The organism is Desulfomonilaceae bacterium (assembly GCA_041662605.1).
GTDB lineage: Bacteria > Desulfobacterota > Desulfomonilia > Desulfomonilales > Desulfomonilaceae > CAJBEZ01.
The window spans coordinates 209,126-234,499 of sequence record JBAZSD010000002.1; the positions used below are offsets into that span (position 1 = coordinate 209,126).

Genomic DNA, 25,374 nt, shown 5'->3' on the forward strand with positions numbered 1-25,374 from the left:
ATGTATCATGGCGCGTCAATTTTTCCCTATATATGGATTTTGCAAGGTCAACAGTTATTCAAAGGTTGAAAAGCTTAGAATTTTAGATATATCAAATATTTTCAATTTAGACCAACAAAAGTGTTAAGAATTTTAGCTTACTGAGGTTGCCTTTGAACGCCTATCTTTACCGAGGGGAACAGTTGCATTCGAGTATGCGGCAAGAAAAGAGCCGCCATAAAATTGTCCATATAAGCGGGATCCTCAGACAATTCGACGTTCATCATGGCTCTAGCGATCTCTCTCGATTTTTCCAACAGGTTGTAGTCCATCACGGCCAAACGGGCTCCTTTAAGAGAAGAATTCCCAATGAAGGAAAATTTTTCTCTCGGAATATCGGGAAGCAGTCCAATAGTCACCGCGTGATCAAGATTTATGAAACTTCCGAAGGCCCCAGCTATAATGACCCTGTCGAGTTCTTCAACACTCAGGCCTATTTTTTCCAACAGGCATGTGTATCCTGAAAACATTGCGCCTTTTGCTCGTATGATGTTGTCAAGATCTACCTCGCTCAGGGTAATATCTTCTTTCAAACCACTTTGGGCAGCCCTGCAAATTACGTATTCGAAACCACTTGCCCCTTTTCTAATCCTTTCAGTGCCTAGATCCTGGGCGAATTTCGCGTTCTGGTTCAAGATTCCATTTCGAAGCATCTGGGAAATTATGTTTATGATGCCCGATCCACAAATGCCAATCGCGGGCTTCGCGTCAATCGTTTTGATCATTGGTTCAAAAGTTTCCGGGTCGATCAGCACACCCTCTATAGCTCCTGGAGCCGCTCGCATCCCATGTTGCAATCCCCCTCCCTCGAACGCCGGGCCGGCGGAACAGGACGCGGTCATGAGCATATCGCGATTTCCGGCTACTATCTCGCCGTTGGTCCCGATATCAATGAAAAGAGTCATAGCATCGGAATCCCACATTCCATTGGCCAAAACACCGCTTACTATGTCCCCGCCAACATATGACGCGACTCCAGGGAAAACACATACAAACGATCCTTCAGGCATGTCCAAACCAAGAGACACTGCAGGAACTGGGTCAATATTTTGCCCGACAGGAACGTATGGTGTCTGCCTTAGATATTTTGGATTAAGTCCCAAGAACAAATGTGTCATGACTGTGTTGCCTGCAGCCACCATGTAATTGATGGAATCCCTGGTCGTTCTGCTTAATTCAAGCGTTTCATTTATAATCTCGTTAAGCCCCAGGACCACACTCTGCTGCAACTTTTCCGACCCATCTCTTTTCAGCGCGAATACTATTCTGCTGATAACGTCGTCGCCCATGGAAATTTGAGGGTTGTATCGAGAAGCTCTGGCAAGGACCTCTCCGGTATCAATGTTGACCAGTTCCCCCCAAAGAGATGTGGTTCCGATATCGACCGCCAACGCGGTCTTCAGTGAAGTCTTGGCGGTAGATGATACCTTCAACAATCGATAGAGCGGTTGGATTCCAGGAAGCCGCTCAGGTTGGAGAGTTGCGGAAAAATGCCAGTTCTGTTCACGAACTTCATTTGGAATACTTTTCAGGACCTCTAACGGAGCCGTAACGGGAGATATCCCATGTTCAATTTTCAAGGTACGGATAATCCGTTCATAGTCACTGGTGTTATCATCCAACCTTGGTGGTTGAGGATTCAGTTCCGCCGTTATGGTCAGCGGATTCAGCTCAGGTATTATTGGTGATTCCATCGGACGGGCCATCGATTTCATCCTTTCGGCCTCATCTCTTGGAATTACCTTTCTGCCGACCTTGGCTTTCGGAACTTCGACTGTGACATTAGAAACAAGTTTTGTTTTACACGCCAGGACAAACCCTTCCATTCTTTCTTCAGGCTTTATCTTCTCGTTAGATTCCGAATAAACCTCTCCCTCGACAACTTTGACTTTACATTGAGCGCATGCCCCGGAGCCGCCACAAGCCGCTGGAATGAATACTCCCGCTTCTAACGCCGCATCCAGAAGAGACATTCCAGATTGTGTTTCGATGGTAATATTGTCAGGAAGAAATTGAACCCTAATTCTTTTGATCATTATTCCTCCACATGAGCAACGAAGACGCCACTTCCCCTCGGAATTTTTGGATTAAGTTTAAAGAGCCTAACCAGTATCCAAAACGTCATCTTGGAGCTAATGTATCTTTTCTATTAGAACAAGCGCCTATATACGGATGGCTTTCTGCTTTTTCGTTATTAATTTAGAATATGACATTTATCTAACACGACACAATATATGAATTTAAGAGTTTGTGAAATTTTCAAGAGTATACAGGGCGAATCCTCTTTCGCCGGCATGCCTTTTGTCATTGTTAGAATGACCGGTTGCAACCTTCGTTGTTCTTACTGCGACACCCAATATGCTTGGGAAGAAGGTCGTGAAATAGAATTACTGGATTTGATCCAACTTGTTAGAGATTTTGAAACTAAGCATGTGCTTCTGACGGGTGGAGAACCGCTGGCTCAACGCGGATCACTCGAGCTTGCTAACCGCCTTTCTTTGGAGAACTTTATTGTTTTGGTGGAGACTAACGGTTCAATGGATATATCACCGCTAGCCGGCAATGTGATTGTGATCATGGATATCAAGTGCCCAGGCAGTCAACAGTCTCACATGATGAACTGGGATAACATATCAGCGTTACGCCCAACCGATGAAGTGAAGTTCGTATTGTCCGACAGAGCGGATTACGAGTGGGCAAAGGAAATTCTTTCGAAATACTTCGCCGATCTTCCTCAGCGCATTCTTATGTCAGCGGTATTTGGCAAATTGTCGACAAGCGACCTGGCTGGTTGGATTCTGTCTGACAATCTCCGAGTAAGACTTCAGTTACAATTACACAAGTATATCTGGCCGGACCAGATCAGAGGCGTATGAGAAGCCCAATTCAATCGGACGCTCTTCAGGGGTGACGGCTTGCGGGCTATGTTGTCATCTGAAGAATATATGTAATAAGTTGACCATTTATGGCTTTTTGTTATATAATATTATTAAAGTATTTCAATAGCGGGGAGAGCCCCTGGGACAAGGTGTCCAATCTCGAAAGGAGTTTTTTCATGAAAAGGATAGTAGGCGCTCTTTTAACTCTACTTCTGGCTTTCTCTGCCCCAGCCGTCAGCTTGGCCGAAGAAGAAATCTACTGGGGGCAGGCCCCACCAACCAGTTCGGACATTACGGACAAAGATTTTTCCATTGATTTCGAAAAGCCTCAAGATCTGAAAACCTTCGGTGACCAGGAAATTTATGACACATACAAGGCTAGGGATTTGGCCCCGGAGCCTCAGAACGAAAATGAGACAAACGCCGCTTCCCGGGCGTCGACTCCGATTCAACCTGAACCTGTGGTCAGAACGGCGCCACCAATCAGGACCAATATAGGCGCTCCCTCGTCCACACAAAGACAGGCCCCAACAAATACAGGCCCTGCGAGAGTGGTACCGGCGACTCCTAAACCGGCTGAAACAACGCCTGGATCATCCAGGCCCGCTTCCAACTCGGAAACCGCCGTTAATAGTAACAATCAGCCATCTCCCGCTAATGAGGGACTCGACAGACCATCGACCAAGAAAATGAAATGGGGACAGACTGAGTCTAGCGCCGATGAATCTTCAGCCAAATTTCAATGGGGCAAGAAGAATCAGTGATTATTACCGAACAAAATTAGGTTATTAGTATCGTTCAGATTAATTTGCTTTTTAAGACTTCCGAATTTAGTATGTTGACCACTGTTCCGGCGTCCTGGTTTCAGACGCCGGTTTATTTTTGAGAAAATAGATTTGGCGTTTGACGCTGCAAGCTTGGTTGGTTTTACCTCACTTGAATTTGTCCAATACGAAAAATTTTCTAAGGAACATATTAATTGGATTTAAGGGTTTCTTTGTAGATCCATTCGTCCTGTCGCACAATCCCCCGTGGTTTGACGCTCGAGGAGTCTTTGTAGGGCTTTTTATCGGCACGGGCATCCCCCTTGGAGCCCAGACGATTTGTTTGGGTCTGTTCAGATTGGCCGTACGATTCAATGTGATTTTGGCGTTAGCGTTTACCTGGGTCAATAACCCTCTAACCGTGGCGCCAATGTATTACGGGTTTTACCTGATTGGATCGTTTGTGTTGAACAAACCTGCTGTAACAGATTTACAGCAATTTTACCTCTTAATTACCCCTGTTCTTCAAGCTAAAGAGATTCTTATAGCTATAAGACAATTTCTCGCATTAGGCTCGGACATTATTCTGAGTTGGTTTGTTGGGGCTTTTCTTACGGCTATACCTCTGGGGTTCGCAGGGTATTTTGTAACCTTGCGGATTCAAACGTCCCGAGCGATAAAACGCGCTTCGTTAACCCGGATTTCGCCCTAGTCTGTCCACAATCAGAACAGTCAAACACCACTGATCGGCTGACTTAAATCTAACGACCCCTTTTTCACTTGAACCCACCTTAGCGACTTTTTTTCACACCAACTCGCTCACAGTAGTCGAATATCGCGCATCTGGAACAAAATGGAGAAATAGGAGCACAGACATTTTGGCCCCAAGTTACCAAAAGATCATTGTATTCGATCCAATAGTCAACGGGCAATTTTTCGCGAAGAACCATTTCAGTTTGTTCCGGGGTCCTGGTTTTGACGTACCCGAGTCTGTTGCTTATCCTGTGCACATGTGTATCCACGCACACCCCTAGTTTGCCGAAGCCCAATGTTACAACCAGGTTCGCGGTTTTTCGACCTACACCTTTCAGCTTCAGAAGTTCATCCAGATCGTCTGGAACCTTTCCGTCGTAATCATTAATAAGCCTGTCACAAATGCTTCTCAGTGTTTTGGCTTTGGTTTTGTAGAAACCTACCGGAAAGATCAGGGCGGCTATTTGGCCCTCCTCTAGGGCCAACAGTTCCATCGGGGTTGAAGCCACCTCAAATAAACGCTTAGAAGCCGCACGAGTAACTTCGTCCTTGGTGCGGAGCGATAGTATTGTCGCCATGAGAACCTCAAAGGGCGATTTCTTGCGCTGTGAAATCTCCGTAACTATGGGAACTCGCATAGCGCCTACCGCTTTGCGCAGTATCTCTACCACCTTGCGGATATCAGTCTTTACCGTGCCTACTCCTTTCAATAATGTGGAGACTATCCAAACCACTCAATATTTTATTCCCACTTTTTTCCGAACGTCTTCTATTGTGGGAAAAGCTATTTCTCTGGCTTTTCTAGCTCCATCAGCCAATATTGATCTTATATGGCCAGGATCGGCCATTAATTTCTTTTTTTCGAGTCTCTGGGATCGAAACATCTCCCATAGAATTTCGACCAACTCTTTTTTGATGGCTCCGTAGGAGGCGCCACCCTCAATGTACATGCGTTTGACATCTCTAACCCTGTCTTCAGAAGCGAAATGCCTGTAAATCTGAAAAAGACTGCACGTTTCGGGATCCTTAGGCTGATCGACTGGCGTAGAATCAGTTTTGACGCTCATAACTTTTTTACGGAGCGCTTTCTCATCGAGAAATATCTCAATAGTGTTGCCGTATGACTTGGACATTTTTTGCCCATCCACTCCGGGCACCGTGGCTACTTGATCATTTATTTCTCCGTCTGGAACAACAAATGTTTCCCCATAGACTCCGTTAAACTTGACGGCTATGTCTCTAGTAACCTCAATATGTTGTTTCTGGTCCTTTCCGACCGGCACTACGTTGGCCTGATACAGCAAAATATCCGCAGCCATTAATACCGGATACGCGAAAAGCCCGTGATTAGGAGAAATTCCTTTGGCTATTTTGTCTTTATAAGAGTGACAGCGTTCAAGCAGCCCCATTGGAGTAACGCAGGTAAGTATCCAGGACAACTCCACAACTTCAGGCACATCGGATTGGACCCAGAAGATAGACCGATCAGGATCCAGACCTAGAGCAAGAAAATCCGAGGCGGCTTCCAACGTCCCTTCGGCAAGTCGTTCACCATCCGTCACACTCGTCATGGCGTGTAAATTGACTATAAATACAAAAAGAAGACTCCTGTCCATATAGGAAATCATTGGTTTCATCATTGCAAGGTAGTTTCCCAGATGAAGCGCTCCACTTGGTTGAATGCCCGAAAGAACTCGCAAAATAATAACTCCTTTCTAAGAGGCGCCGGCGCAAAACTGATTGTCGATTGGATTAGAAGCCGTTTACTATAATTCCATGATCCGGTCAACAATCGCTGCTTTTCCCAGCCTATAAATCAGAATTTCATTAATAGACAATCAAATTAGCCCATTAGTCAAATTTTGTGATAGTTTGTTCAGTGATTGATAAAAGACCGAAACCTTTAACCTTGCCTGACTGTTATCAGTCATCACGAAAGGATGAACATGTATCTTCCAGAAATTTTTAAACAGTTCGTGGAACGCCATGGAGAAGTGGCGGACAAATTTAGGGAAGTGGGCGAGCTTTGCTCTAAGGCCGGGCGCCTCGACGCCAAAACTCAACACCTGATTCAACTTGGAATCTCCGTGGGCGCAGGCTCAAAAGGAGGTGTCAGGTCCCACGCAAGACGCGCATTGGAAGCCGGGGCGTCGAAAGATGATTTGCTCCAGGCTACATTGCTTTCCGCCACGATAGTCGGATTCCCGGCGATGATAGCCGCTTACGGGTGGGTTCAGGAAATGTTGCCACACGCAGAGAAGAGTTAGCCCCTTGGCGCCGTAGGTTGCGCATTTTTTTATTTTATCTTTTCAGCGGCCTTGCCATACAGGGTTCTTTTTTTCAAGAAAGGCTTTGATTCCATTTTGCGCGTCTTGTGTCATAAGGTTCAACGTCATGACCTCGGTCGCATGGTCGTAAGCCTTGTTTTCAGGCATGTCGATCTGCGCGTAGAAAGCCTTTTTCCCAATAGCCAAAGTCAACGGGCTCGATTTGGCGATCGCTTCCGCCACATCTTGAGTAGTTTTTTCCAATTCCGCTTCAGGGGTGATTCGGTTAACAAGACCGTAAAGCTCTGCCTCCTTTGCTGAAACAAAGCGTCCTGTCATAAGCATTTCAAGGGCGCTTTTCCTTCCTATGGCCCTGCTGAGCGCAACCATGGGACCGCTACAAAAAAGCCCTATTTTTACGCCCGGCGTAGCAAACCGCGCTGTCTCCGTGCAAATGGAAAGATCACATTGAGCCGCTAACTGGCACCCTGCGGCCGTGGCTACCCCGTGAATCTGGGCGATGACAATCTGTGAGATCTCATGTATGAGCAGCATCATGTCCGAGCATTGTCTGAAAATAAATTTATATTCCGTAACATCCCCGTCAATCATTTCCGTCAGATTGTGACCCGAACAAAAATGCCTTCCTGCGGCCTTAATTATTATGACCTTTGTTGAAGCTTCGTCGCGGAACGTCTTGAGCGCGCAGGTTACTTCTAAAATCATATTCTTGGACAACGCGTTGGCGGTATGCGGCGAGTTCAGGGTTATTGTACCAATGGAATTTGAGGCGCTGACAATAATGTCTTTGTAATCCATAGTGTTTCCTCTTTGTTGAATTGTTAGCTATAATGCTGGAGCGATTTGTGATTCAGTTTCTTGAAATTCTATCCTAGGGTCAATGGATATGATAAAAAAACCATCAGAATCGGCGTCAATTAATTCAAATATTGTTCCTCAATTCTCTCTCGAACTTTTCTAGATCGCCTTTTATTTATGAACAGGATTCGCTCACTATTTTTGTTCCGTTTCAAAATGTCGTCGCTAGTTGTTTTGGCCTGCGTTTCATGGGCATTACCACCCATTCTCAGTAATGCTCAAACCCAGCACGCGGGGAAGCCTCAAGAACAATTATCGGTGGCCGCATTGATCTCTAAAGCTAAGCTGCTTAATGAAAAGAATAATTTTGCAATGGCTGTCAGATATCTGAATGAAGCTTTGAAACGGTCTCCTAAATCTGTTGAAGCGTATTTGTTGCGCGGAGAGGCTCTTGACAGGATGGGTCTCCCCATGAAGGCTCTTCAAGACTTCAATAAATACATCGGCTTGCGGCCGAATGATCTCGAAGGCTACATTAAGAGAGGTGATACCAACAATTTCAATCATGACCCTAAGGCGGCCATCGTTGATTACGACAAGGCTCTGCATTTTGTCCCGGATTCAAGGTCCGCCCTTCTGGGGCGAGGTATGGCCTATGCAAGTCTTGAGCGCTATGATCTTGCCATACGGGATTATGAATCCCTATTGAACAAATATCCCTGGGACCACGAGGCGTGGGCAAATTTGGGAATCGTTTACGCTCACATAGGAAAAAAGGACCAGGCGCTTCAGAGTTTCACAAAAGCTCTGAAGGTTGAGCAAAACAGCGAATGGAGGGCCAAAATAAATCGTATGATGGACGAACTCTCAGTCTCTTCTAAATCCGAAAAACCAAAACGCAAGGGGCCAACACGGTTTCCGATGAACCGAGACTCCAGATTGTGGTAAGAAACCACATGCGTTCTGGAAATCAACGTAGCCCTGCATTTGAATCCAGAAACCGGAATTCCCTATGCGACCTGCTCTTGTCGCCATCAAGATCGATTTATTTACTGGCCGCTGACAGCAAGAATTTCAACTACCATTGAAGGCGCTCCGACATTTCCAAAGAATTCAAAATCAGAACCTAAGAAAATGACTTTTCTGAAAAGGTCGAGCAGATTCCCGGCTATTGCTATCCCTTTAACAGGGCGAACTATTTGTCCGCCAGAAATCAGGAAACCCGAAGCTCCTACCGAGAAATCTCCTGTAATCGGATTCGCCGTGTGCAATCCCATCACTTCGGTAATCATGATCCCTGAGTTCAACTCCTTCATCAGATCCGGAATCTCCAGATTTCCTTTTTGAATAAAGAGATTGGTTATCCCGTTGAATGGGGTACTATCAAAGCCTGGACGCCTGCAATTGCCAGTGATTGACGCTTTCATTTTACGACTGTGATAGCTGTCGGAAAGTAAAGATTCGATTCTTCCGGTTCCGACAACTGTAGTGCGCCTGGCCGGAGTCCCTTCTCCATCGAACGGAAAAGCGTAGGCCCCATCTGTGTCCAGACCACTGTCGAATATGTTGATTAATGGAGAAAAGACCTCAACCCCAATTGTTATTCGTGGAGAGGCCGTCTTCTTAAAATGACTTTCAGCGAGAAAAGTATTTGAAAGGGTCTCGAGAAAGCTGGCAGCCACAATATTTTCGATCAGAACCGGACATTTCATAGAAGAAATCCGTTCCCCGCCCAGTCTCTTAATAGCTCGGTCCGAAGCGATGTGAGCCAAACGAACAGGATCAAGATCCCTTGGGTTCCTTGATTGATACCTCCAATAACACATTTCCTGCTCGTCGCCGGTTTGGGCCATCAATTCGATCCATATCGAAGCCAATCCCGATTTTCCATGAAGTCTCAAACCATGAGAATTTCGGATTTCAACATCAAGCTCAACATCCGTATACCCTGAAGATCTGATAGAAGTTACCTTTTTGTCATACGTGAACGCTGATTCTTCAATGATTCTAGCTACACCAATTTTGTCGAGTTCTTTCATTTCGTTAATTTCAGGATGAAATAGTCCGTTTGATTCGACTTTTGAATCAGTTGGCTGAACAAAACCGTAGTCTGGATCTTCAACAGTAACATCAGCGATTGCCTCGGCCGTTTCAACAGTTTGGGCCAAGCTATTTGCATCAAGATTCGAGCTGAATGAAAATCCCATCTTGCCGTTTCTCACCAATCGGACGGCTATTCCAGAAATATCGGCCTTTTGAAAAAAATCAGTCTCGAGTTTCTTGGTCTGGCAGCGAAAGCTGGATGATGTCTGCCAAAAAATTTCCCATTGATCTAAGTTCTTCTTGCTTAAGATCTCTTCAGCTATGTCGATTGCGTCCACCATGTCCTGGTCCTCTTTCTAAAATCCCTTTTTGAGTATTCTACGACGATTATCGAATAATACGCTACCGATTAATGTTGACAAAAATCGATCCAAACATTAGAGATAGTGTTATAGAGGATAAAATGATTAATTATTCTAATTCATATTATTACTTTTATTTTAGCAAAAGGAGCGGACAGCGTCTTCGCTTAGGATGATAGGTATATCAAAAGTAAACTAAAGCGGAGCGCAAACTCCGCTTTTTTTATTTTTAAGAGGGAAATTCCAGGATGTTAGAAAATGTATCTGCGGAAAAATCTTCAATTAAGGATTCGTCGCTGAAGAAACTCAATATCACAGAACGCCTTGCGCTCATTGGCCTAATCCACGATGGAATTCGTCATGGCAGTGAAAACTCTCCGATAGCGTCGGACCTTTACGAAGAACTTTGGGATCTCGTCAACACAACAGTATCAGGCGCCAAAATTGATAAGTTGAATATTGGCAAAGCCAACAAAGGTTTCCGGACTTTGGAAATTAATTCAGAAGATGGCGCCAACCTGGGGCGATTGAACATGCTTTACCTGAACAAACCAATCCCCTGTTATTATCTGGTTTACGTTGAAGTCTCCCCACCATTTCGGAATAAAGGGCTCGGTAACTTAATTCTTCGAGAGTTCAAGGACTTCTTGATCGAAAAATCCGCCATTGGCGCCTTGGACAACATAATACCCTCCGATGACCCGACTTTTGAAATCTACAGGAAACTTGACTGGAAATCGTTCAGAGAAGTAACCGGCGGGCAGGAACGGGAAAATGGAATCGACGACGCTTACATGATTTACATCCCACCAGCATTTGATGGAAAGGATTTGAAAGACCCAATAATCAAGCTTGTTCATCACATAAAAAGAAAGCGCCCATCAATAGATATGCGGGACAACGAACAAATGGTTCAGCGAACCATCGAAGAGTTCAAAGATTTGTACCAGGCGTTGCTGATTTATTTTCGAGACCAGATTTATTCCGGTCAACATGATTCTCTGATGCGATTCATGTTTACTCGTTACATCACCAAATTATTGGGCTTTAGAAGAAGAATATCACAACTGTTAGGGTATACAGGCGGCGAATCCATGCAACAGATCTCCCTGGATTCTTCGATCCGAAACATGCCCGCCCAATCATACGGTCCGGCCGAACTTAAAAGTAGAACCTGCTTTTTTTCAGGGGATAGAGAACTCTGGTTACGTCTTCCTGAACAACTGAAATTCAACCCAGCCCGGTTCATTGAAGCGTTGCCCAATTACAAACGACCAAGTTTCATTGAGTGGTTGAAACGCAACGATAAGAATTCGGAAGACTCTCTAACTTTAGGGGATCTTCTTGACATAGGTTTTGATCCAACACGGCTCAAAGAGTTGGAAATTGATGGAGAGAGCTTCATTTTCGAGCGAACCCAGATTCGAGCCCTACCCCGCATGGAAAGCAAGAAAGAATTCCTGACAAACGCATCAAAGAATGAATCCCTTTTTCAGATAAGAAATACGCTCGTCCGCTTCAATCCTCCATTACTTATAATCCGGGATAGAGGCAACGCATACGTTCTAAGAAAGAAAGTGCCCGGCATCCATTGGGAAGAAGCTCTAGAACAACTTCAGACCACACCGGCCCTGAAGGAATTAAACAATCATCTGGGGCTGGAAAGAATCGTCACCAGAACTGTGTCAAAAGTTATGGAAAAGTTAAGATCCCGACTTAACGGGGTGGATGAAAATGTGGTCGATCCATCAGGAATATTTGTTTCGTGGGACTTAAAGATAAATCAGCCCCGAGTGCTGGTAGATATTTCCAACTCTCACCTGGAAACTGTGTGGGTTTCCTGATCATTTTCTCGTGTTTGTTTGACGCCGATAAAAAAAAGCCCGACCTTTTAGTCGGACTTTGGAGGGTATTAAAATTCAGGTCGGGCTATATAATGGGGGAAGTCAGGACCTGCTACCGGTGGTTACACTATCATTTCAGAATAGGAAGCCGACCTGCACAAAAGGGCCGCCTATGGATGTGTTAAACATATTTCGGTTATTGTCTTTTTCGAAGAAAGAATATCTGTAGCCGCCTTTTACAAATCCAAACCTACCGGTTTTGATCGGAATCATGTAGTTGAGGGCGGTTTCTGCGTCGAACCCAAAACAGTCGTTTAGGAACATCACGTCCGCTTTGCAACTCAGATTCAAGCTGTTTCCACGAATGTTCTTGAGACATTTGTCAAATTCTAGGCCCACTACAGCGAGGTTGCGAGTAGAGTCCCAAACCACCGGCGTTATTGCGCCAACTCCGCTTCCAATCGATAATTTGTCCTGCAAATACATCCACTCGGCAAAAATACTCGCCCTCGAGCTTGTGGAATTCGTGAGGTTAAAAGTGACACCCGCTCTGTGTTCAAAACGGTCCCATTTCGATTGAATCAGCGATCCGGCGGCGAACAACTGGTCGGCAAAGGTGAAGGAAGCTGGGGTCGTATATGTTGATTCCACTTTAATTGGACTGAAAGAATATCTAAGTCCGAATCTTGGCCTGAGCTGATACTTTACGTCGACCCCCCAGATCAAAGTAGCGTTCTGCCCGAACCCAAGATTATCATTGAAGTTAACTGAAGTGCCAGGGACAGCGTTAGGGCCTATTGTTTTTCGGGCCTCACCTTGGATTTTTCCGAACCATACCTTTGGACCCGCTACAAATTGTCCTTGAGCTGGAGCAGGGAGAATGCATTCCTGTCCCCAGTTCGCAGGACTGAATCTTGAAAGCCCTTCCAGCTTGGACATGATTCCCGGGCGAACTTTTATCGGTACCGGCTCAGATGGTTTCACCTTGGAGATTGCTTTGTAATTTGGAGAGGCTTCCAGGCTTGCTGCCGCATAAGAATCCAGGTCTCCCGGAATGGATTGAGCAGATGCGCCGGCGACCCCTACCATTAACAAAACAGAAAAAATACACAAGTAATTCAGACACCTTCTTAGCATAACACCCTCCCTCAGGGTTCTAGTTAGTGGCAAGGTGGAGATTAGCTTGTTTTTTCTATTTGTCAAGAAAAATATAAAGGAAGTTGAGGTGATATATCAAATAACTAGAAAATTGTTTAGCAAAAGACCTTCATGTGGCTAGTTTGGGTAAATAAATCAGATTAAAAGCGCGCTCATAACGCTTTTCTCATTATTCTCACCCCTTGCCAACATGTAACATGTTAAGTTAATTGGATGTTTTTTCTAGGGACTTGTGTAACTAATAGCTAAGTGGGGCATCAGGAACCCGGAGGCTTAGTTCCTAGTCTTTAATGAATACGGTTAAATTACTAATATAAAGCAATATTTATTGGCGTGAGTGAAAAGAATAAAAAGGTCGTGGCGTCTATGAGATCAAGAGGACTCCATTTTCTGATTATGGAACCTGACTACCCCCCAACAGAAGTTATCAAAATATTTTAACGTTTGGACGGAGTATTTCTAACTGACTTCTTCGTAATAGTCACGTTTAGGTCGCCGGGAAGAATGGTCAAAAATGCGGAAGGCGCATAGCCCGAGCTTTTGCAGCCTGAATCGGAGCGCTGTCCACAATACACCGAATCCGTAAACCACTGATCGTCTGAAATTGATTGAAGACGCCTCTTCAAAATACCTTGTCGGGCACGACATCTCTCCGACATTAAACCCAAAATAAACGGCCTGAACCAACATTTCATTATCAAACATGAAATCGTCTGAATTCTGATGTATTGGCAGGCTTTCCAGGACTCTTCGGGAAAATGCCCTGTACCCAGTGTGAAACTCGGACAATTTGGACCCTATTAGGAGGTTTTCCACAAGGGTAAGAGCGCGATTTGAAATGTACTTGTAAATGGGCATTCCTGATTTTCTGGCTTTCCCGCCCAGGATTCTGGACCCCAAGACAACATCATACTCTTCGGACACAATCATGGCAGCCATTGCCGGAACAAGTCGAGGTGAATATTGGTAATCCGGATGCAACATCACGATTACGTCGGCTTTGGACTTTAGAGCTTCTGAATAGCATGTTTTCTGGTTTCTCCCATAGCCGTAGTTTTTATCGTGGAGGAAGGAACGAATACCAATTTCGCGGGCCAGTTTGACCGTGCGGTCGCTGCTGGAATCATCCACCAGCAGTATTTCATCTACTACGTTTCGGTCCAGTTCCGACACCGTGCGCTCTAAGGTCTTCTCGGCGTTATAAGCTGGAAGCACTACAATGATTCTTTTCCCGTTGAGCATGTCTATTTGGTTAAACCTTGTCGCTTAACTTCCTCGTTCTTTCCTGAACTAGTTCGGCCACAATTGACACCGCTATTTCCTGAGGCGTTTCACCGCCAATCGGCAATCCGATTGGAGCATGAACCCGGGCCAGGTCAGACTCATTAAACCCTTCCTCAATTAAAGAATCGAAGATTAGCTTGATCTTGCGTCTTGAGCCGATCATCCCCACATATGCCGCGTCGGTTTTTAGAGCTTGCGAAAGAGCGACCTTGTCATGTGCGTGTCCCCTTGTAACGATGACAATATAACTGTCCTGATCTACAGAGAAACCCGATAAAGCTTGTTCAAATGGAGTCACTACAACTTGTTCCGCGTCAGGCAGGTTGTCCTGGTTAGCGTATTCTTCACGGTCATCGATAGCTACAACCATAAAGTCGACAAAGGAAGCCAAATGACTCACGCAGGCTCCAACATGGCCGGCGCCTAAAATGTATGCGACACTTCTTGGATAAACCCATTCAATTAACATAGGCCATTGGGCGCCAAATGGCAGGATTAACTGAGCCGGTTTGAGTAGTCGCTTCGGCGGGATTGATTTCAAGCACAGATCGAGACCTTCGGAATGCCCCAGTGTCCCACCCATTTCATCAACAAAAAGCCAGTCGATTTGATTTTCGGTAGTTTGCCCGGGCTCCAGATCAACTTTCTTGATGAGAAACGCTGGTACTCGTTTTTTAATGCTACTGTTGAGCTTCCTGTATATTTGTTCTTTGATCGTGGCTTCTGGGTGGATCAATTCGACAAGTACATCCACAGAGCCTCCGCAAATCATTTGTTCGCTATTAGCGTCCTGACCGTGAAAAGCGAAGTTCAATCGAGCGGAAACCCCAGACTCCAGGGCGCTCATGGCAAAATCGCGAACATTCGCTTCAAACAGGCCTCCCCCAATCGTGCCCACAACGTCTCCATTGTGTAGGATTAGCGCCTTTGCGCCTACCTGACGAGGGGAAGATCCTTGAACAGACAGAATGGTAGCCAAAACAAATTTCTTCTTTTCCTGAAATTGCCGTATTGCGATTTCCCATATTGAAGGCATTGCAGAAATCTACCTCTGTTCCGGTCATGACAACTTTGGGGGATCGTAGCGCAACCGTTAACCGAACTTTTATAAATAACCGCTTGAGGGGCTTTTTGTCAAGCTCAGAGAGCGATTCTACGAGTCGAGCCTGCTTGGTTGACAATAAACCTCATGGGTTACCTGATCTTCTGGAACAGAACTATCCGGTTGGAATTTGTACCCGCCTGGTTATTATTTACACCCCAAATATTAGCGGTCTTGGTGAACTCCTGGGAGTTGATAAATATCCCGACGCAGTTGAATCCAACCTCTACTCCAAGAGGACCGATCGTTTCTTCCAGTTTGACCTTGTTTTTCCTGACTTCTCCAACTTCGAAAGCTACCCAGCTACCCGGTTTGGCCACTCTATGGAGTTCTCGTAACGCTGATTCCATCTTGGACCGCCATTTGGAAAGAGCGCCGATGTTTGAGATTTTTTGGGAAACCTCTTTCTGGTCTATGTGGTTAAACCATAGCCGAAGCCAGTTATCCTGAGCATATTGGACTACATTGAGAAAAGGTGGGGAAGTCACGGTCAGATCCACAGAATTGGCTTCCAGTTCAGGGACGCAATCAGCTTCAAGACTCGTGAATTTTGCGCAGGAGCATGCTAATCTCAAATTCTGTCTGTCGTTTGACGACAGGTTCCTTAGTAAGCTCTCGGACTTTCGCATTATTATTTCTTTGACGTCTTTGTATTCCGGTTGTTGATTCAGTCGTTCATTTATTCTTACCTGACTTTCCGGAGAAACGGCCTGGTTTGGTGGCAGCGTGTAAACAGAGAAAAATCCGCGAGAGTGCCCGGTCAGCCGGTTGGTAGCCACCATGCGGATCCAGGAGTCTATTTCATCCTCTTCCCTGCGCTTGGCTCGCTCAAAAAGATAATGTCTCAACGACAGAATTTCCGACAATGTTTTTCGTTGAAAAAACATGGAAAGATCAATGTCCGATTCCAGGTCATAACTCACTTCGATCCTTGAGAGCCGTTCAGAAAGTTCAGTGCGCTCCGGTGGACAAAGCCTGGGATAGACCAGGATTCGGCTCAGAGGGTTGATGTCATTAGACGCAACTCGTCTCCCAAGTAAACCGGCCTCAATAACCGTAGTTCCTCTACCGCTAAAAGGATCGAAAACCAGACTTCCAGGGTCGGTCAAGAGACGTATAAAGAATGACGGTAGTTGTGGTTTGAAACAGGCTCTGTACGAGATTTCGTGAATAGAGCACCCTCTACGTTGTTTCGAGGTCCAGAATTCCTCAAGATAAACTGGAGCTTTAAAATTGTTGAAATTAATGGTGTACGCCGGAGGACGTCGCAATAACATCCATAATGGATCAGACGAAGATTTGTTTCGCCAGGGAGCGTTCACTGATTCCAAAGAAGTTTCCACAATGATTATAGTTTGGCCGTCCCTATCTGGTTATGCTAAATTCCAGGGCTGTCACCCAAATATAGAAAATCGGTTGTAGCCCCTAACATCAATTGGCCCAGTTTTGATTTCCAGATCATGGCGTCTGCGACGCGCCGCGACCGAAACCAAGGAATTCGAATGGAGGTCCCTATGAAAAGAGTCACGATATTTGTTTTCATCCTTGCGATGCTATTAACTTGCCACCTGCCGGAAGCTTTTCCATCAACACCTCTGATGGCCAAATTCGGCCACGTAGGTCCTCCACCTCATGGACAAACAAAGGGCGTAGACGCGTTCGCTGAATATGTCCTAAAAAAAACCAATGGAGCGATTGATATCAAAACTTTCCAGTTCGGACAACTGGGAAACGAAAATTCGCTGGCCGATCAGGTCCAATCAGGAACTCTTGAAATGGCAACGATTTCCACAGCCGTGTTGTCAAATTATGTTCCGCAGATTGCTGTGACAGATCTTCCTTTTCTCTTCCCGGACAAAAAAACGGCTTACGCTGTCTTCGACGATCCGGAAGTCATGGCTAAAATTTTTGGGTATTTACCTGCCAAGGGTTTCATAGGAATTGGATGGACCGAGAACGGAATCCGCGACATCACTAACTCGAAGAGAAACATCAGGAAGCCCGAAGATCTTAAAGGTCTGAAGATTAGAGTAATGAGCAGCCCTATATATATTGACACATTCAAAGCGCTTGGAGCCTCACCGGCGGATTTACCGTTTCCTGAAATCTATTCGGCTCTGCAAAACGGAACCATAGACGGTCAGGAAAACCCTCTTATGACATCCATTCTGATCAAGGCGATGGAAGTCAACAAATTCGCCACTCGGACCCAGCACATTATTACCGAATGCATAATTATCGTAACACCGGATTTCTGGAACAAGCTGAACGCCGAACAAAAGCAGATTTTCAAAGACGCGGCCAAACTATGTATAAAGGTCAACCGTGAAGTGAATGATCAGCTCAATGAAAAATTGCCCCAATCAGGACTTTCTGTTGATGAATACTGCAAGAAAAACGGGGTGTCATTAATCGACTTGACATCCAGCGAGCGAGAGGCTTTCAAGAAAGCATGTGAGCCGGTGTACGATAAGTACAAGAAAATTATAGGGCAGGAGTTGTACGATTTTATTCAGACCAAAGTTAAAGCTCATGGTGGGAACGAATAACAAAGAGACACACGGTTAATGAAGAGCGCTGACAACATTATAAAGGCGTGCTTGAAAGCCTTCTCCAAAACAGAAGAATGGGTCCTCGTTCTTGTTCTGCTGTCACTCGCGTTCCTGACCTCTGCCCAAGTGATCTGCAGATATGCCTTGGGGTTCAGCTTCGTCTGGATGGACGAAATATCCAGGTACTTGAGCGTGTTCATCGCTTTCCTTGGAGCCGCCATAGGAACCAAGTACGGGACTCATTTTTCCATGGATTTCGTCTATGAAAGGATATCCAGCGATCAGGTTCGGCACGTTCTGCAAATAATAGTGAATCTTGCGTGCGCCGCGGTTTTTGTTCTGGTGGCGTACTTTGGCTGGGTACAAACGCTAAAGCTTTGGCGATTCGGAGTTCTGACCGCAGTGCTAAAAATTCCCAAGTACCTTTGTTACATACCTATTCCATTTTTTTCTGTTGTCATGGTCTTCCGTTTCCTGTCTTTGACTGTAAAACACTTGCATGGTCTGATTCATGGCCGGCCTTTTCAATTGAGGGGTTGGGATTAAGTTTGATCATCACACTTCTTGTAACTTTTTTTGGTCTTTTGATACTCGGAATGCCGATAGCCGTGATGATGATCTCCACCACAATTGTGACCATGGTACTGAATACCTCTGAATCACTGCTAGTAATCCCTCAGCAACTTTTCAACGCTTTGGACAATTCTGTTCTGCTGTCTATTCCGTTTTTTATTTTGGCCGGCGTTATCATGACCGAGGGCGCTACAGCGGCCAGGTTAGTAGCTATAATAAATTCATTCGTCTCTGGTTATCCTGGAGGACTAGCGCTGGCTGCTACTTTGTCCTGCACTTTTTTTGCGGCTTTGTCCGGGTCCAGCCCGGCAACTGTTGTCGCGATCGGATCCATCATGTTTCCAGCCCTGAAAAAGGCTGGATATGACGAGCGTTTTTCAATCGGCCTGGTCACGTCGGCGGGGTCCTTAGGAATAGTAATTCCTCCATCTATTCCCATGATCATGTATTGCATGGTTATGAACACCTCTGTGGCGGAGTTGTTCATGGCAGGGATAGCTCCGGGGATCCTGATCGCTCTCTGCTTTATGGCGTACACCCTATATTTGGCGATTACAGGAAAATGGCAGGGAGGACCTAGAGTCTCGGGTCGGGAGCGTTTAAAAACTTTGCGGGATGGAGCCTGGGGTCTCATGACTCCAGTAATCGTGCTGGGCGGGATTTATTCGGGATTGTTTACACCCACTGAGGCTGCGGGAGTCAGTGTCGTTTATGCGCTTTTTGTGGAACTGTGCATATATCGAGAAATTACTATAACTCAAGTGCCGAATATCTGTCGCCAGGGATCGATATTATCAGGGTGCCTTCTATTTATTCTTGCAGGAGCGATGACTCTCATCTGGCTCCTTACCGCCGAGAGGCTTCCCCACCAGGTCGCTGATCTGATTATGGCCAATGTCCACAGCGGCTGGATGTTTCTCATAATGGCCAATGTTTTGTTCTTGCTGCTTGGAACAGTTATGGACAACGTGTCGGCCATGATGCTGTTGGCGCCGTTATTCGCCGCCACATTGAGTCGCTTTGGGATAGACCTCATACATTACGGCATTATCATGGTCCTGGTAATCGAATTCGGATTCCTGACACCACCGTTTGGGCTTAATCTTTTCGTAGCTATGGGGATGACAAACAAATCGCTGGTTGAAGTTTCTCGAAGTGTCGCTCCCTTTTTGCTTCTGCTCCTCATCTGTCTGGTTCTTGTGACGTTTGTTCCTCAGATCTCTCTATTCCTGCCCCGATATTTCCTCCGCTAATCCACTATTTACATTTTACAATAAAAACATAACAATATTGAATAATAAAAATAATAAGCTTGTAATAGGCTTGCCTTTATTAAACTGTTGGTTTTAAGTATGTCTTGGATGTCATAATTTTGTTTATAGTCTTGAGAGTAAACATTGGAACAAATTATATTGAAATCGTCTCTATATTTATATATAGCCTTACAGACCTCATGCCCGGCGTCTTGCGCGTCCAATAAACATCATGAGGAGGCCCAGATTGACTGAACCAGGGAAGCAGATTCTGCCCTCAGATCCATTTCAGGACGTCCTGAAGCCCCACAAGAAACAGAACCGGAGATGGTCTCTACTGGGAGGTCTGGCCCGCTTCAGTATGTTGATTATTATTGGGGTGATCTCAGGTATGGCCGGAATAGTGGGGCAGGGTTACATATATTTCACTCAAAGTGTGCCAAATGTTGATAAATTAAGAAAGTACGACCCACCGGTCGTCACTAATGTTTACGCTGATAAAGGTGAATTGATAGGGGAATTCGCATACCAGAAGCGATACCTGATTCCTATGGAACAAATCCCAAAGGCTCTCCAGGACGCCTTCGTGGCCGCTGAAGACAAAAATTTCTGGCATCATTCCGGGGTTGATAAAGAAGCCATACTCCGCGCTATAAAGAAGAATCTGGTTTCCGGCTCTCTGAAAGAAGGAGCCAGCACCATAACGCAACAGGTAGCCAAGACTTTTTTGCTTACCCCGGAGAGAAAATTCACAAGAAAGATCAAGGAGGCCATTCTATCTACAAGGATAGAGCAATCTCTCTCCAAGGAACAGATCCTGTACCTCTACCTCAATCAGATATATTTGGGTAGCTCCGCCTATGGTGTTGAAGCCGCCGCCCAGACTTATTTCGACAAAAGCGCCAAAGAACTTAGCATTGCGGAATGCGCCATGCTGGCTGGGCTGGCCAAGGCACCTTCAACGAATTCACCGAAACGTAACCTAAAAAAAGCCATGGACCGGCGGTCGTACGTTCTTAAACGTATGTTTGAAGACGGGTTCATTACTGAAGCCCAGTATGAACAAGCGTCTCAGGAAGAACCAAAGATTTACCATGGGACCAACCCCAATCTTCGAACAGCGGCTGATTTCGTTGAATATGTACGCAGACTTGTCGAAAGAAAATACGGTTCCGACGCTTTGTACAAGCAGGGTTTGAGGATTTACACGTCAGTCGACCTGAATTTGACCAAGGCTGCTAGAGATTCTATGGACTCGGGGCTCCGTGAACTTGACAAAAGGGAAGGATACCGGGGGCCGGTAAAGACACTTAATGTAAAGGGAGTTCTTGAGTTTCTCGAAGAAAAATCAAAAAACATGCAAGAACCCCTCAAATACGGAGATATAACCGAAGGTGTGGTCACCCACCTCGACCACGAAAATGTATATGTTCGACTAGGCACATACGAAAAGGACGGCGTCAAAAAAGAATACTTCGGCCAAATCAAGATAGATAGTGATCCGAAGTGGTGGATAAGACAGCCGTACATAAGACCTGAACAGCGAACCAGGAATTTCGCGCCGGGAGAGGCGCCGTTTCAGGTAGGGGATTTGATAGAGGTCAAAATCCTGGACCCCAATCCGAAACGTCGTGAACTTTATATGAAAAAGTTCGGAAAGACCGATCCCGAGATGAAAAACTACAAAGAATACTCTGAGGAAATATCGCCCTATTTTCTCCTCGCGCCGGAGCAGGAGCCTGTTGTGCAGTCGGCTCTGATGCTGAGAGAAAACCGCACTGGTTATGTCAGGGTCCTTATGGGAGGTTACAGCTCCTCCGAATCGAAGTACAACCGGGCGATTCAGTCAAGACGTCAGGCGGGTTCTTCCTTCAAGCCTGTAATATACGCCGCTGCTTTGGACAAGGGATTTACCGCTTCCGATATTATTATGGACAGTCCACTAGCGTTGACGGTGCCGGGGACAGGAGAAGTCTGGCGGCCCAAAAACTATCGGGGAGGTTTCGCTGGACCTGTGACTTTCCGGGATTGTCTTGTCAAATCCAGAAATATTCCAACAATAAAAATTCTCCAGCAGATCGGGATAGACTACGCCAAGAGTTACGCCAAGAAGCTTGGATACACATCAACGCCGACTGAAAACCTCACTATGGCTTTGGGTTCTACCGGTGTGTCCCTGGAAGAACAACTACTGGCGTATTCGGTGTTTCCCAACAGAGGCTATCTCGCTCCTCATATTTATGTGACAAAAATAGTTGATCGCCATGGAAAGGTTCTTGAAGAAAACCTACCACCCGTCTTTCTCGATGATCCCATTAGAAACAACGAAACCCCATTGCAAAAGATCTCTCTCGAATCCGATCGGGTAGAACGTAGCCCCGGCCAGGCGCTGCGAAGAATTGATCCCGCAACCGCATACATCATGACATCGCTGATGCAGGGTGTCATCCAGGAAGGCACTGCGTCGAGTCTCAAAAAGATTATCGGCAGACCCGATGTCGCGGGCAAAACCGGAACAACAAATGAAAACATCGACGCGTGGTTTCTCGGATTCTCTCCTGATTATACCTGTGGTGTGTGGGTAGGATACGATGATGAAGTGTCCATTGGTGAAGGCGAAACCGGAGGAAAAGCGGCTGCGCCAATCTGGGGCCATTTCATGAAACAGGTCCTTAAAGACGTACCCGTCAAGGAATTCTCCGCTCCGTCCAATGTCGAATTCCGACGTGTTGATTCGCGAACAGGTCAGTTGAGTTCTTCTGGGGAAGGTTTCCAGGAGATATTCAAAGTCGGTGGCGCCCCATCGGCATCCCTTGCCAAACCGATTCGCGGAGCCGCCTGGGACTATTCCGGGTCAGACCTCGATCAGTTCTAACCTTGAGAGAAACGTCAAGTGCCTGAAAATCCTTTCTAGTGAAGCTGGAAAGCGGTTTTCCATTAAGCGCTTCCCAACCTGCGACGATTATTCTATCACATCCCAATACCTATTCATTTAACATTGACGTTCCCGCTTGACAGAGGTCACTGGTAACTATAACTATATTGTGTAGCAGGTTTTGATGTAAAAAAAGCGCTATATCGACGTTTTGAACAAGTATTGTATGATTACGGACGCTGTATAGCCCTATTTTGATTGTTAAAAGGATTAAAACAATGGCAGACGATATCGAAAAACGAGACGATTTTGAGGATGATACTCAACATAAGCCGCAACCGATAAATTTTGACGACATTCCGGACATCATGCCGTTGCTGCCTGTCCGTGATGTGGTCATTTATTCATACATGATATTGCCCCTTATGGTGGGTCGTGAAAAGTCAATCAGGGCTGTCGAACAGGCGGTTTCGGGAAACCGGCTCATTTTCCTGGCCACACAGAAACTCTCTACCGATGAAGATCCTGCTTCCGGAGAGATATATTCCCTGGGAACTGTGGCCATGGTGGTCAAGATGCTGAAACTCCCGGACGGAAGAGTTAAGATACTGGTGCAAGGAGTCGCCAAGGGACGTATCGTCTCGTATCTGTCTTCCGCCAATTATTTCATGGTTCAAATTGAGAAGATCCAGGAACCGGCCATTGAGGGCGTGACGATAGAAATCGAAGCCTTAATGAGGACCGTGAAAGAGAATTCTGAAAAGATACTCCAGCTTCGAGGTATCGTGTCCCCTGACGCCGTCGCCATACTGGATTCCATAGAGGATCCAGGAAGACTGGCTGATCTCGTCGCTTCAAATCTCAAACTCCGGGTTGAGGAATCCCAACAGATCCTTGAGATCATTGATCCTGTTCCACGATTGAAAAAAGTCAATGAACTTTTATCAAAGGAACTTGAACTCTCAGCCATGCAGGCCAAGATTCAGACCCAGGCCAAGGAGGAAATGGGGAAAACTCACCGGGAGTATTTCTTGCGTGAGCAACTCAAAGCGATCCAGGGCGAGCTTGGAGAAATTGACGACAAGACAAAGGAGATTGAAGAATTCAAGTCCAAGATAGCCAAAGCCAAAATACCCGCTGAAGTCCAAAAGGAAGCGGACAAGCAACTTAGCCGTCTGAGTCAGATGCATCCCGACGCTGCTGAAGCTTCGATAATAAGGACTTATCTCGACTGGATGGTTGAATTACCCTGGTCAAAATCCACAAGAGACAAACTTGACATAAAGAGGGCCAAACAGATTCTCGATGAGGATCATTATGACCTTGAAAAGATAAAGGATAGAATCCTCGAATACCTGGGGGTTCGCAAATTGAACAAACAGATGAAAGGCCCGATTCTTTGCTTTGTCGGCCCCCCCGGTGTCGGCAAGACTTCTCTTGGAAAATCAATAGCCAGAGCATTGGGAAGAAAATTTACCCGTATTTCTCTCGGTGGCCTCAGGGATGAAGCTGAAATCAGAGGACACAGACGCACTTACATCGGCGCCCTTCCCGGCAGGATTATCCAGGGACTAAAGAACGCAGGTTCAAACAACCCGGTTTTCATGCTCGATGAAATAGACAAAGTGGGCGCTGATTTCCGTGGAGATCCATCTGCGGCTCTACTGGAGGTGCTGGATCCTGAACAAAACCATGCGTTTAGTGATCATTACCTAAACGTGCCTTTTGACTTGTCAAAAACGATGTTTATCGCCACAGCGAACCTTGCTGACCCAATAATTCCGGCCTTAAAGGATAGAATGGAGATTATTGAGCTTGCAGGGTACATTGATGAGGAAAAACTCAAGATAGCCAGACAATATCTGATTCCGAGACAAATCAAAGAGAACGGGATCAAAACCAAGGATTTGGACCTCACAGATGAGGCCATACTCAACGTCATCAATTCTTACACGAGAGAAGCGGGGCTAAGAAACCTGGAACGTGAAATAGCGAATGTTTGCAGGAAAATAGCAAGAAAAATCGCCGAAGGGGAAAAGAAGATCCCGAGGATTACAGCGAAGAATTTGAGTAAATTCCTTGGGGTTCCTCGCTTTCTACCGGATCTCGACAATAGAAAGGACGAAGTTGGAGTGGCTACCGGTCTTGCATGGACCCCCTACGGAGGGGATGTTCTCTACATCGAGGCCACACCTATGGAGGGAAAAGGAAACCTGCTGTTGACCGGTCAGTTGGGAGACGTAATGAAGGAATCCGGTCAGGCCGCTATGTCATATTTTAGGTCAAGAGCCGCTAAGTTCGGCCTTACGGAAAATTTCTACTTCTCGAAGGATATTCATGTTCACGTCCCGGCCGGCGCCATTCCAAAAGACGGACCATCGGCCGGAGTCACCATGGCTTCCGCCCTGGTAAGCGCTTTGACCGGAATGCCAGTTCGTTCTGATGTCGCCATGACAGGAGAGATCACCCTTCGAGGCCGGGTCTTGCCTATTGGGGGACTGAGGGAAAAGTCTCTGGCTGCCCTAAGAGCAAGAATATACACGATTATTGCGCCGGAACAGAATCAGAAGGACCTTGACGAGATCCCTAAACACATAAGACGAAGACTTGATTTCAAATTCGTTAAACACATGGACGAGGTGCTTAAACTAGCCCTTAGGGGCTATCCAGGGGAAGATGTCCCCGTGACTGAATCCCCGGAATCTGAAAAACTGAAAGAGAAATCGACTGGCAAGCCTAAAAAGACGGTTGCGCAAAAAAGTTAAATAGGAAAGTGGAAACGGCAAGGGTCGCGGAAACGAGGCTCT

Annotated in this window: 20 protein-coding genes; 11 read left to right on the forward strand and 9 right to left on the reverse strand. The window is 45.9% G+C overall.

What is annotated here, in order from left to right:
• Positions 1-137: 137 nt before the first annotated feature.
• The gene (locus WC647_02335) at positions 138-2,075 is read right to left on the reverse strand and encodes an ASKHA domain-containing protein (GenBank protein MFA6221132.1); all 1,938 of its coding nucleotides are present in this window, start codon (positions 2,073-2,075) and stop codon (positions 138-140) included.
• 198 nt (positions 2,076-2,273) lie between these two features.
• Between WC647_02335 and WC647_02340 the strand changes: the two genes are divergently transcribed.
• The 3 genes from WC647_02340 (at position 2,274) to WC647_02350 (ending at position 4,394) form a co-directional block, all read left to right on the forward strand.
• Positions 2,274-2,915, forward strand: coding sequence for a radical SAM protein (locus tag WC647_02340; protein MFA6221133.1), 642 nt, complete (start codon positions 2,274-2,276; stop codon positions 2,913-2,915).
• 179 nt (positions 2,916-3,094) lie between these two features.
• Positions 3,095-3,682 (forward strand): hypothetical protein, encoded by a 588-nt coding sequence (locus tag WC647_02345; GenBank protein ID MFA6221134.1) that lies wholly within the window; start codon positions 3,095-3,097, stop codon positions 3,680-3,682.
• 139 nt (positions 3,683-3,821) lie between these two features.
• On the forward strand, positions 3,822-4,394 hold the full coding sequence (locus WC647_02350; GenBank protein MFA6221135.1) for a DUF2062 domain-containing protein: 573 nt from the start codon (positions 3,822-3,824) through the stop codon (positions 4,392-4,394).
• Between the two features lie 79 nt (positions 4,395-4,473).
• Here WC647_02350 and nth read toward each other — a convergent pair whose 3' ends face one another.
• Positions 4,474-5,169, reverse strand: a complete 696-nt coding sequence (gene nth / locus WC647_02355; protein MFA6221136.1) for an endonuclease III — start codon at positions 5,167-5,169, stop codon at positions 4,474-4,476.
• Positions 5,170-6,135, reverse strand: a complete 966-nt coding sequence (gene trpS / locus WC647_02360) for a tryptophan--tRNA ligase (protein MFA6221137.1) — start codon at positions 6,133-6,135, stop codon at positions 5,170-5,172. It lies immediately after the preceding gene.
• 246 nt (positions 6,136-6,381) lie between these two features.
• Between trpS and WC647_02365 the strand changes: the two genes are divergently transcribed.
• Positions 6,382-6,702 (forward strand): carboxymuconolactone decarboxylase family protein, encoded by a 321-nt coding sequence (locus WC647_02365; GenBank protein ID MFA6221138.1) that lies wholly within the window; start codon positions 6,382-6,384, stop codon positions 6,700-6,702.
• Between the two features lie 42 nt (positions 6,703-6,744).
• On the opposite strand, the gene WC647_02370 is transcribed toward WC647_02365, so the two are convergent.
• Entirely contained in the window at positions 6,745-7,521 is a 777-nt protein-coding gene (locus WC647_02370) for an enoyl-CoA hydratase (GenBank protein MFA6221139.1), read from the reverse strand.
• A 327-nt stretch (positions 7,522-7,848) separates the two neighbouring features.
• On the opposite strand from WC647_02370, the gene WC647_02375 reads away from it, so the two are divergent.
• Positions 7,849-8,469 (forward strand): tetratricopeptide repeat protein, encoded by a 621-nt coding sequence (locus tag WC647_02375; GenBank protein MFA6221140.1) that lies wholly within the window; start codon positions 7,849-7,851, stop codon positions 8,467-8,469.
• Positions 8,470-8,570: 101 nt separating this feature from the next.
• On the opposite strand, the gene WC647_02380 is transcribed toward WC647_02375, so the two are convergent.
• On the reverse strand, positions 8,571-9,905 hold the full coding sequence (locus WC647_02380; GenBank protein MFA6221141.1) for a TldD/PmbA family protein: 1,335 nt from the start codon (positions 9,903-9,905) through the stop codon (positions 8,571-8,573).
• A gap of 269 nt (positions 9,906-10,174) precedes the next feature.
• Here WC647_02380 and WC647_02385 point away from each other — a divergent pair, with 269 nt between their 5' ends.
• Positions 10,175-11,770 (forward strand): hypothetical protein, encoded by a 1,596-nt coding sequence (locus WC647_02385; protein MFA6221142.1) that lies wholly within the window; start codon positions 10,175-10,177, stop codon positions 11,768-11,770.
• A gap of 135 nt (positions 11,771-11,905) precedes the next feature.
• Here WC647_02385 and WC647_02390 read toward each other — a convergent pair whose 3' ends face one another.
• From WC647_02390 to WC647_02405, 4 genes are all read right to left on the reverse strand, one after another.
• Positions 11,906-12,907 carry a hypothetical protein gene (locus WC647_02390; protein MFA6221143.1) on the reverse strand — a complete coding sequence of 334 codons (1,002 nt, stop codon included), beginning with the start codon at positions 12,905-12,907 and terminating at the stop codon, positions 11,906-11,908.
• A gap of 480 nt (positions 12,908-13,387) precedes the next feature.
• A complete protein-coding gene (locus WC647_02395) occupies positions 13,388-14,170 on the reverse strand; it encodes a glycosyltransferase family 2 protein (GenBank protein MFA6221144.1) in 783 nt (260 codons plus the stop codon).
• Positions 14,171-14,180: 10 nt separating this feature from the next.
• Positions 14,181-15,248 carry an XdhC family aldehyde oxidoreductase maturation factor gene (locus tag WC647_02400; protein ID MFA6221145.1) on the reverse strand — a complete coding sequence of 356 codons (1,068 nt, stop codon included), beginning with the start codon at positions 15,246-15,248 and terminating at the stop codon, positions 14,181-14,183.
• Between the two features lie 158 nt (positions 15,249-15,406).
• Complete coding sequence (locus WC647_02405; GenBank protein MFA6221146.1) at positions 15,407-16,636, reverse strand: DNA methyltransferase; 1,230 nt, start codon at positions 16,634-16,636, stop codon at positions 15,407-15,409.
• A gap of 192 nt (positions 16,637-16,828) precedes the next feature.
• On the opposite strand from WC647_02405, the gene WC647_02410 reads away from it, so the two are divergent.
• The 5 genes from WC647_02410 (at position 16,829) to lon (ending at position 25,332) form a co-directional block, all read left to right on the forward strand.
• A complete protein-coding gene (locus WC647_02410; protein ID MFA6221147.1) occupies positions 16,829-17,863 on the forward strand; it encodes a DctP family TRAP transporter solute-binding subunit in 1,035 nt (344 codons plus the stop codon).
• Between the two features lie 18 nt (positions 17,864-17,881).
• Positions 17,882-18,412: a TRAP transporter small permease gene (locus tag WC647_02415; protein ID MFA6221148.1), complete on the forward strand. Its 531-nt coding sequence runs from the start codon at positions 17,882-17,884 to the stop codon at positions 18,410-18,412.
• Positions 18,413-18,414: 2 nt separating this feature from the next.
• Positions 18,415-19,692 (forward strand): TRAP transporter large permease, encoded by a 1,278-nt coding sequence (locus WC647_02420; GenBank protein MFA6221149.1) that lies wholly within the window; start codon positions 18,415-18,417, stop codon positions 19,690-19,692.
• Positions 19,693-19,939: 247 nt separating this feature from the next.
• Positions 19,940-22,567 carry a PBP1A family penicillin-binding protein gene (locus WC647_02425; protein MFA6221150.1) on the forward strand — a complete coding sequence of 876 codons (2,628 nt, stop codon included), beginning with the start codon at positions 19,940-19,942 and terminating at the stop codon, positions 22,565-22,567.
• A 278-nt stretch (positions 22,568-22,845) separates the two neighbouring features.
• The gene (gene lon / locus WC647_02430) at positions 22,846-25,332 is read left to right on the forward strand and encodes an endopeptidase La (protein ID MFA6221151.1); all 2,487 of its coding nucleotides are present in this window, start codon (positions 22,846-22,848) and stop codon (positions 25,330-25,332) included.
• Positions 25,333-25,374 lie beyond the last annotated feature (42 nt).

Bases quoted from the DNA above. Each gene is read 5' to 3' on its own strand.
- WC647_02380 (MFA6221141.1), bottom strand. From the start codon at position 9,905: ATGGTGGACGCAATCGACATAGCTGAAGAGATCTTAAGCAAGAAGAAC.
- WC647_02340 (MFA6221133.1), top strand. From the start codon at position 2,274: ATGAATTTAAGAGTTTGTGAAATTTTCAAGAGTATACAGGGCGAATCC.
- WC647_02395 (MFA6221144.1), bottom strand. From the start codon at position 14,170: ATGCTCAACGGGAAAAGAATCATTGTAGTGCTTCCAGCTTATAACGCC.
- WC647_02400 (MFA6221145.1), bottom strand. From the start codon at position 15,248: ATGCCTTCAATATGGGAAATCGCAATACGGCAATTTCAGGAAAAGAAG.
- WC647_02415 (MFA6221148.1), top strand. From the start codon at position 17,882: ATGAAGAGCGCTGACAACATTATAAAGGCGTGCTTGAAAGCCTTCTCC.
- WC647_02370 (MFA6221139.1), bottom strand. From the start codon at position 7,521: ATGGATTACAAAGACATTATTGTCAGCGCCTCAAATTCCATTGGTACA.
- WC647_02390 (MFA6221143.1), bottom strand. From the start codon at position 12,907: ATGCTAAGAAGGTGTCTGAATTACTTGTGTATTTTTTCTGTTTTGTTA.
- WC647_02345 (MFA6221134.1), top strand. From the start codon at position 3,095: ATGAAAAGGATAGTAGGCGCTCTTTTAACTCTACTTCTGGCTTTCTCT.
- WC647_02410 (MFA6221147.1), top strand. From the start codon at position 16,829: ATGAAAAGAGTCACGATATTTGTTTTCATCCTTGCGATGCTATTAACT.
- WC647_02335 (MFA6221132.1), bottom strand. From the start codon at position 2,075: ATGATCAAAAGAATTAGGGTTCAATTTCTTCCTGACAATATTACCATC.
- lon (MFA6221151.1), top strand. From the start codon at position 22,846: ATGGCAGACGATATCGAAAAACGAGACGATTTTGAGGATGATACTCAA.
- WC647_02385 (MFA6221142.1), top strand. From the start codon at position 10,175: ATGTTAGAAAATGTATCTGCGGAAAAATCTTCAATTAAGGATTCGTCG.
- WC647_02365 (MFA6221138.1), top strand. From the start codon at position 6,382: ATGTATCTTCCAGAAATTTTTAAACAGTTCGTGGAACGCCATGGAGAA.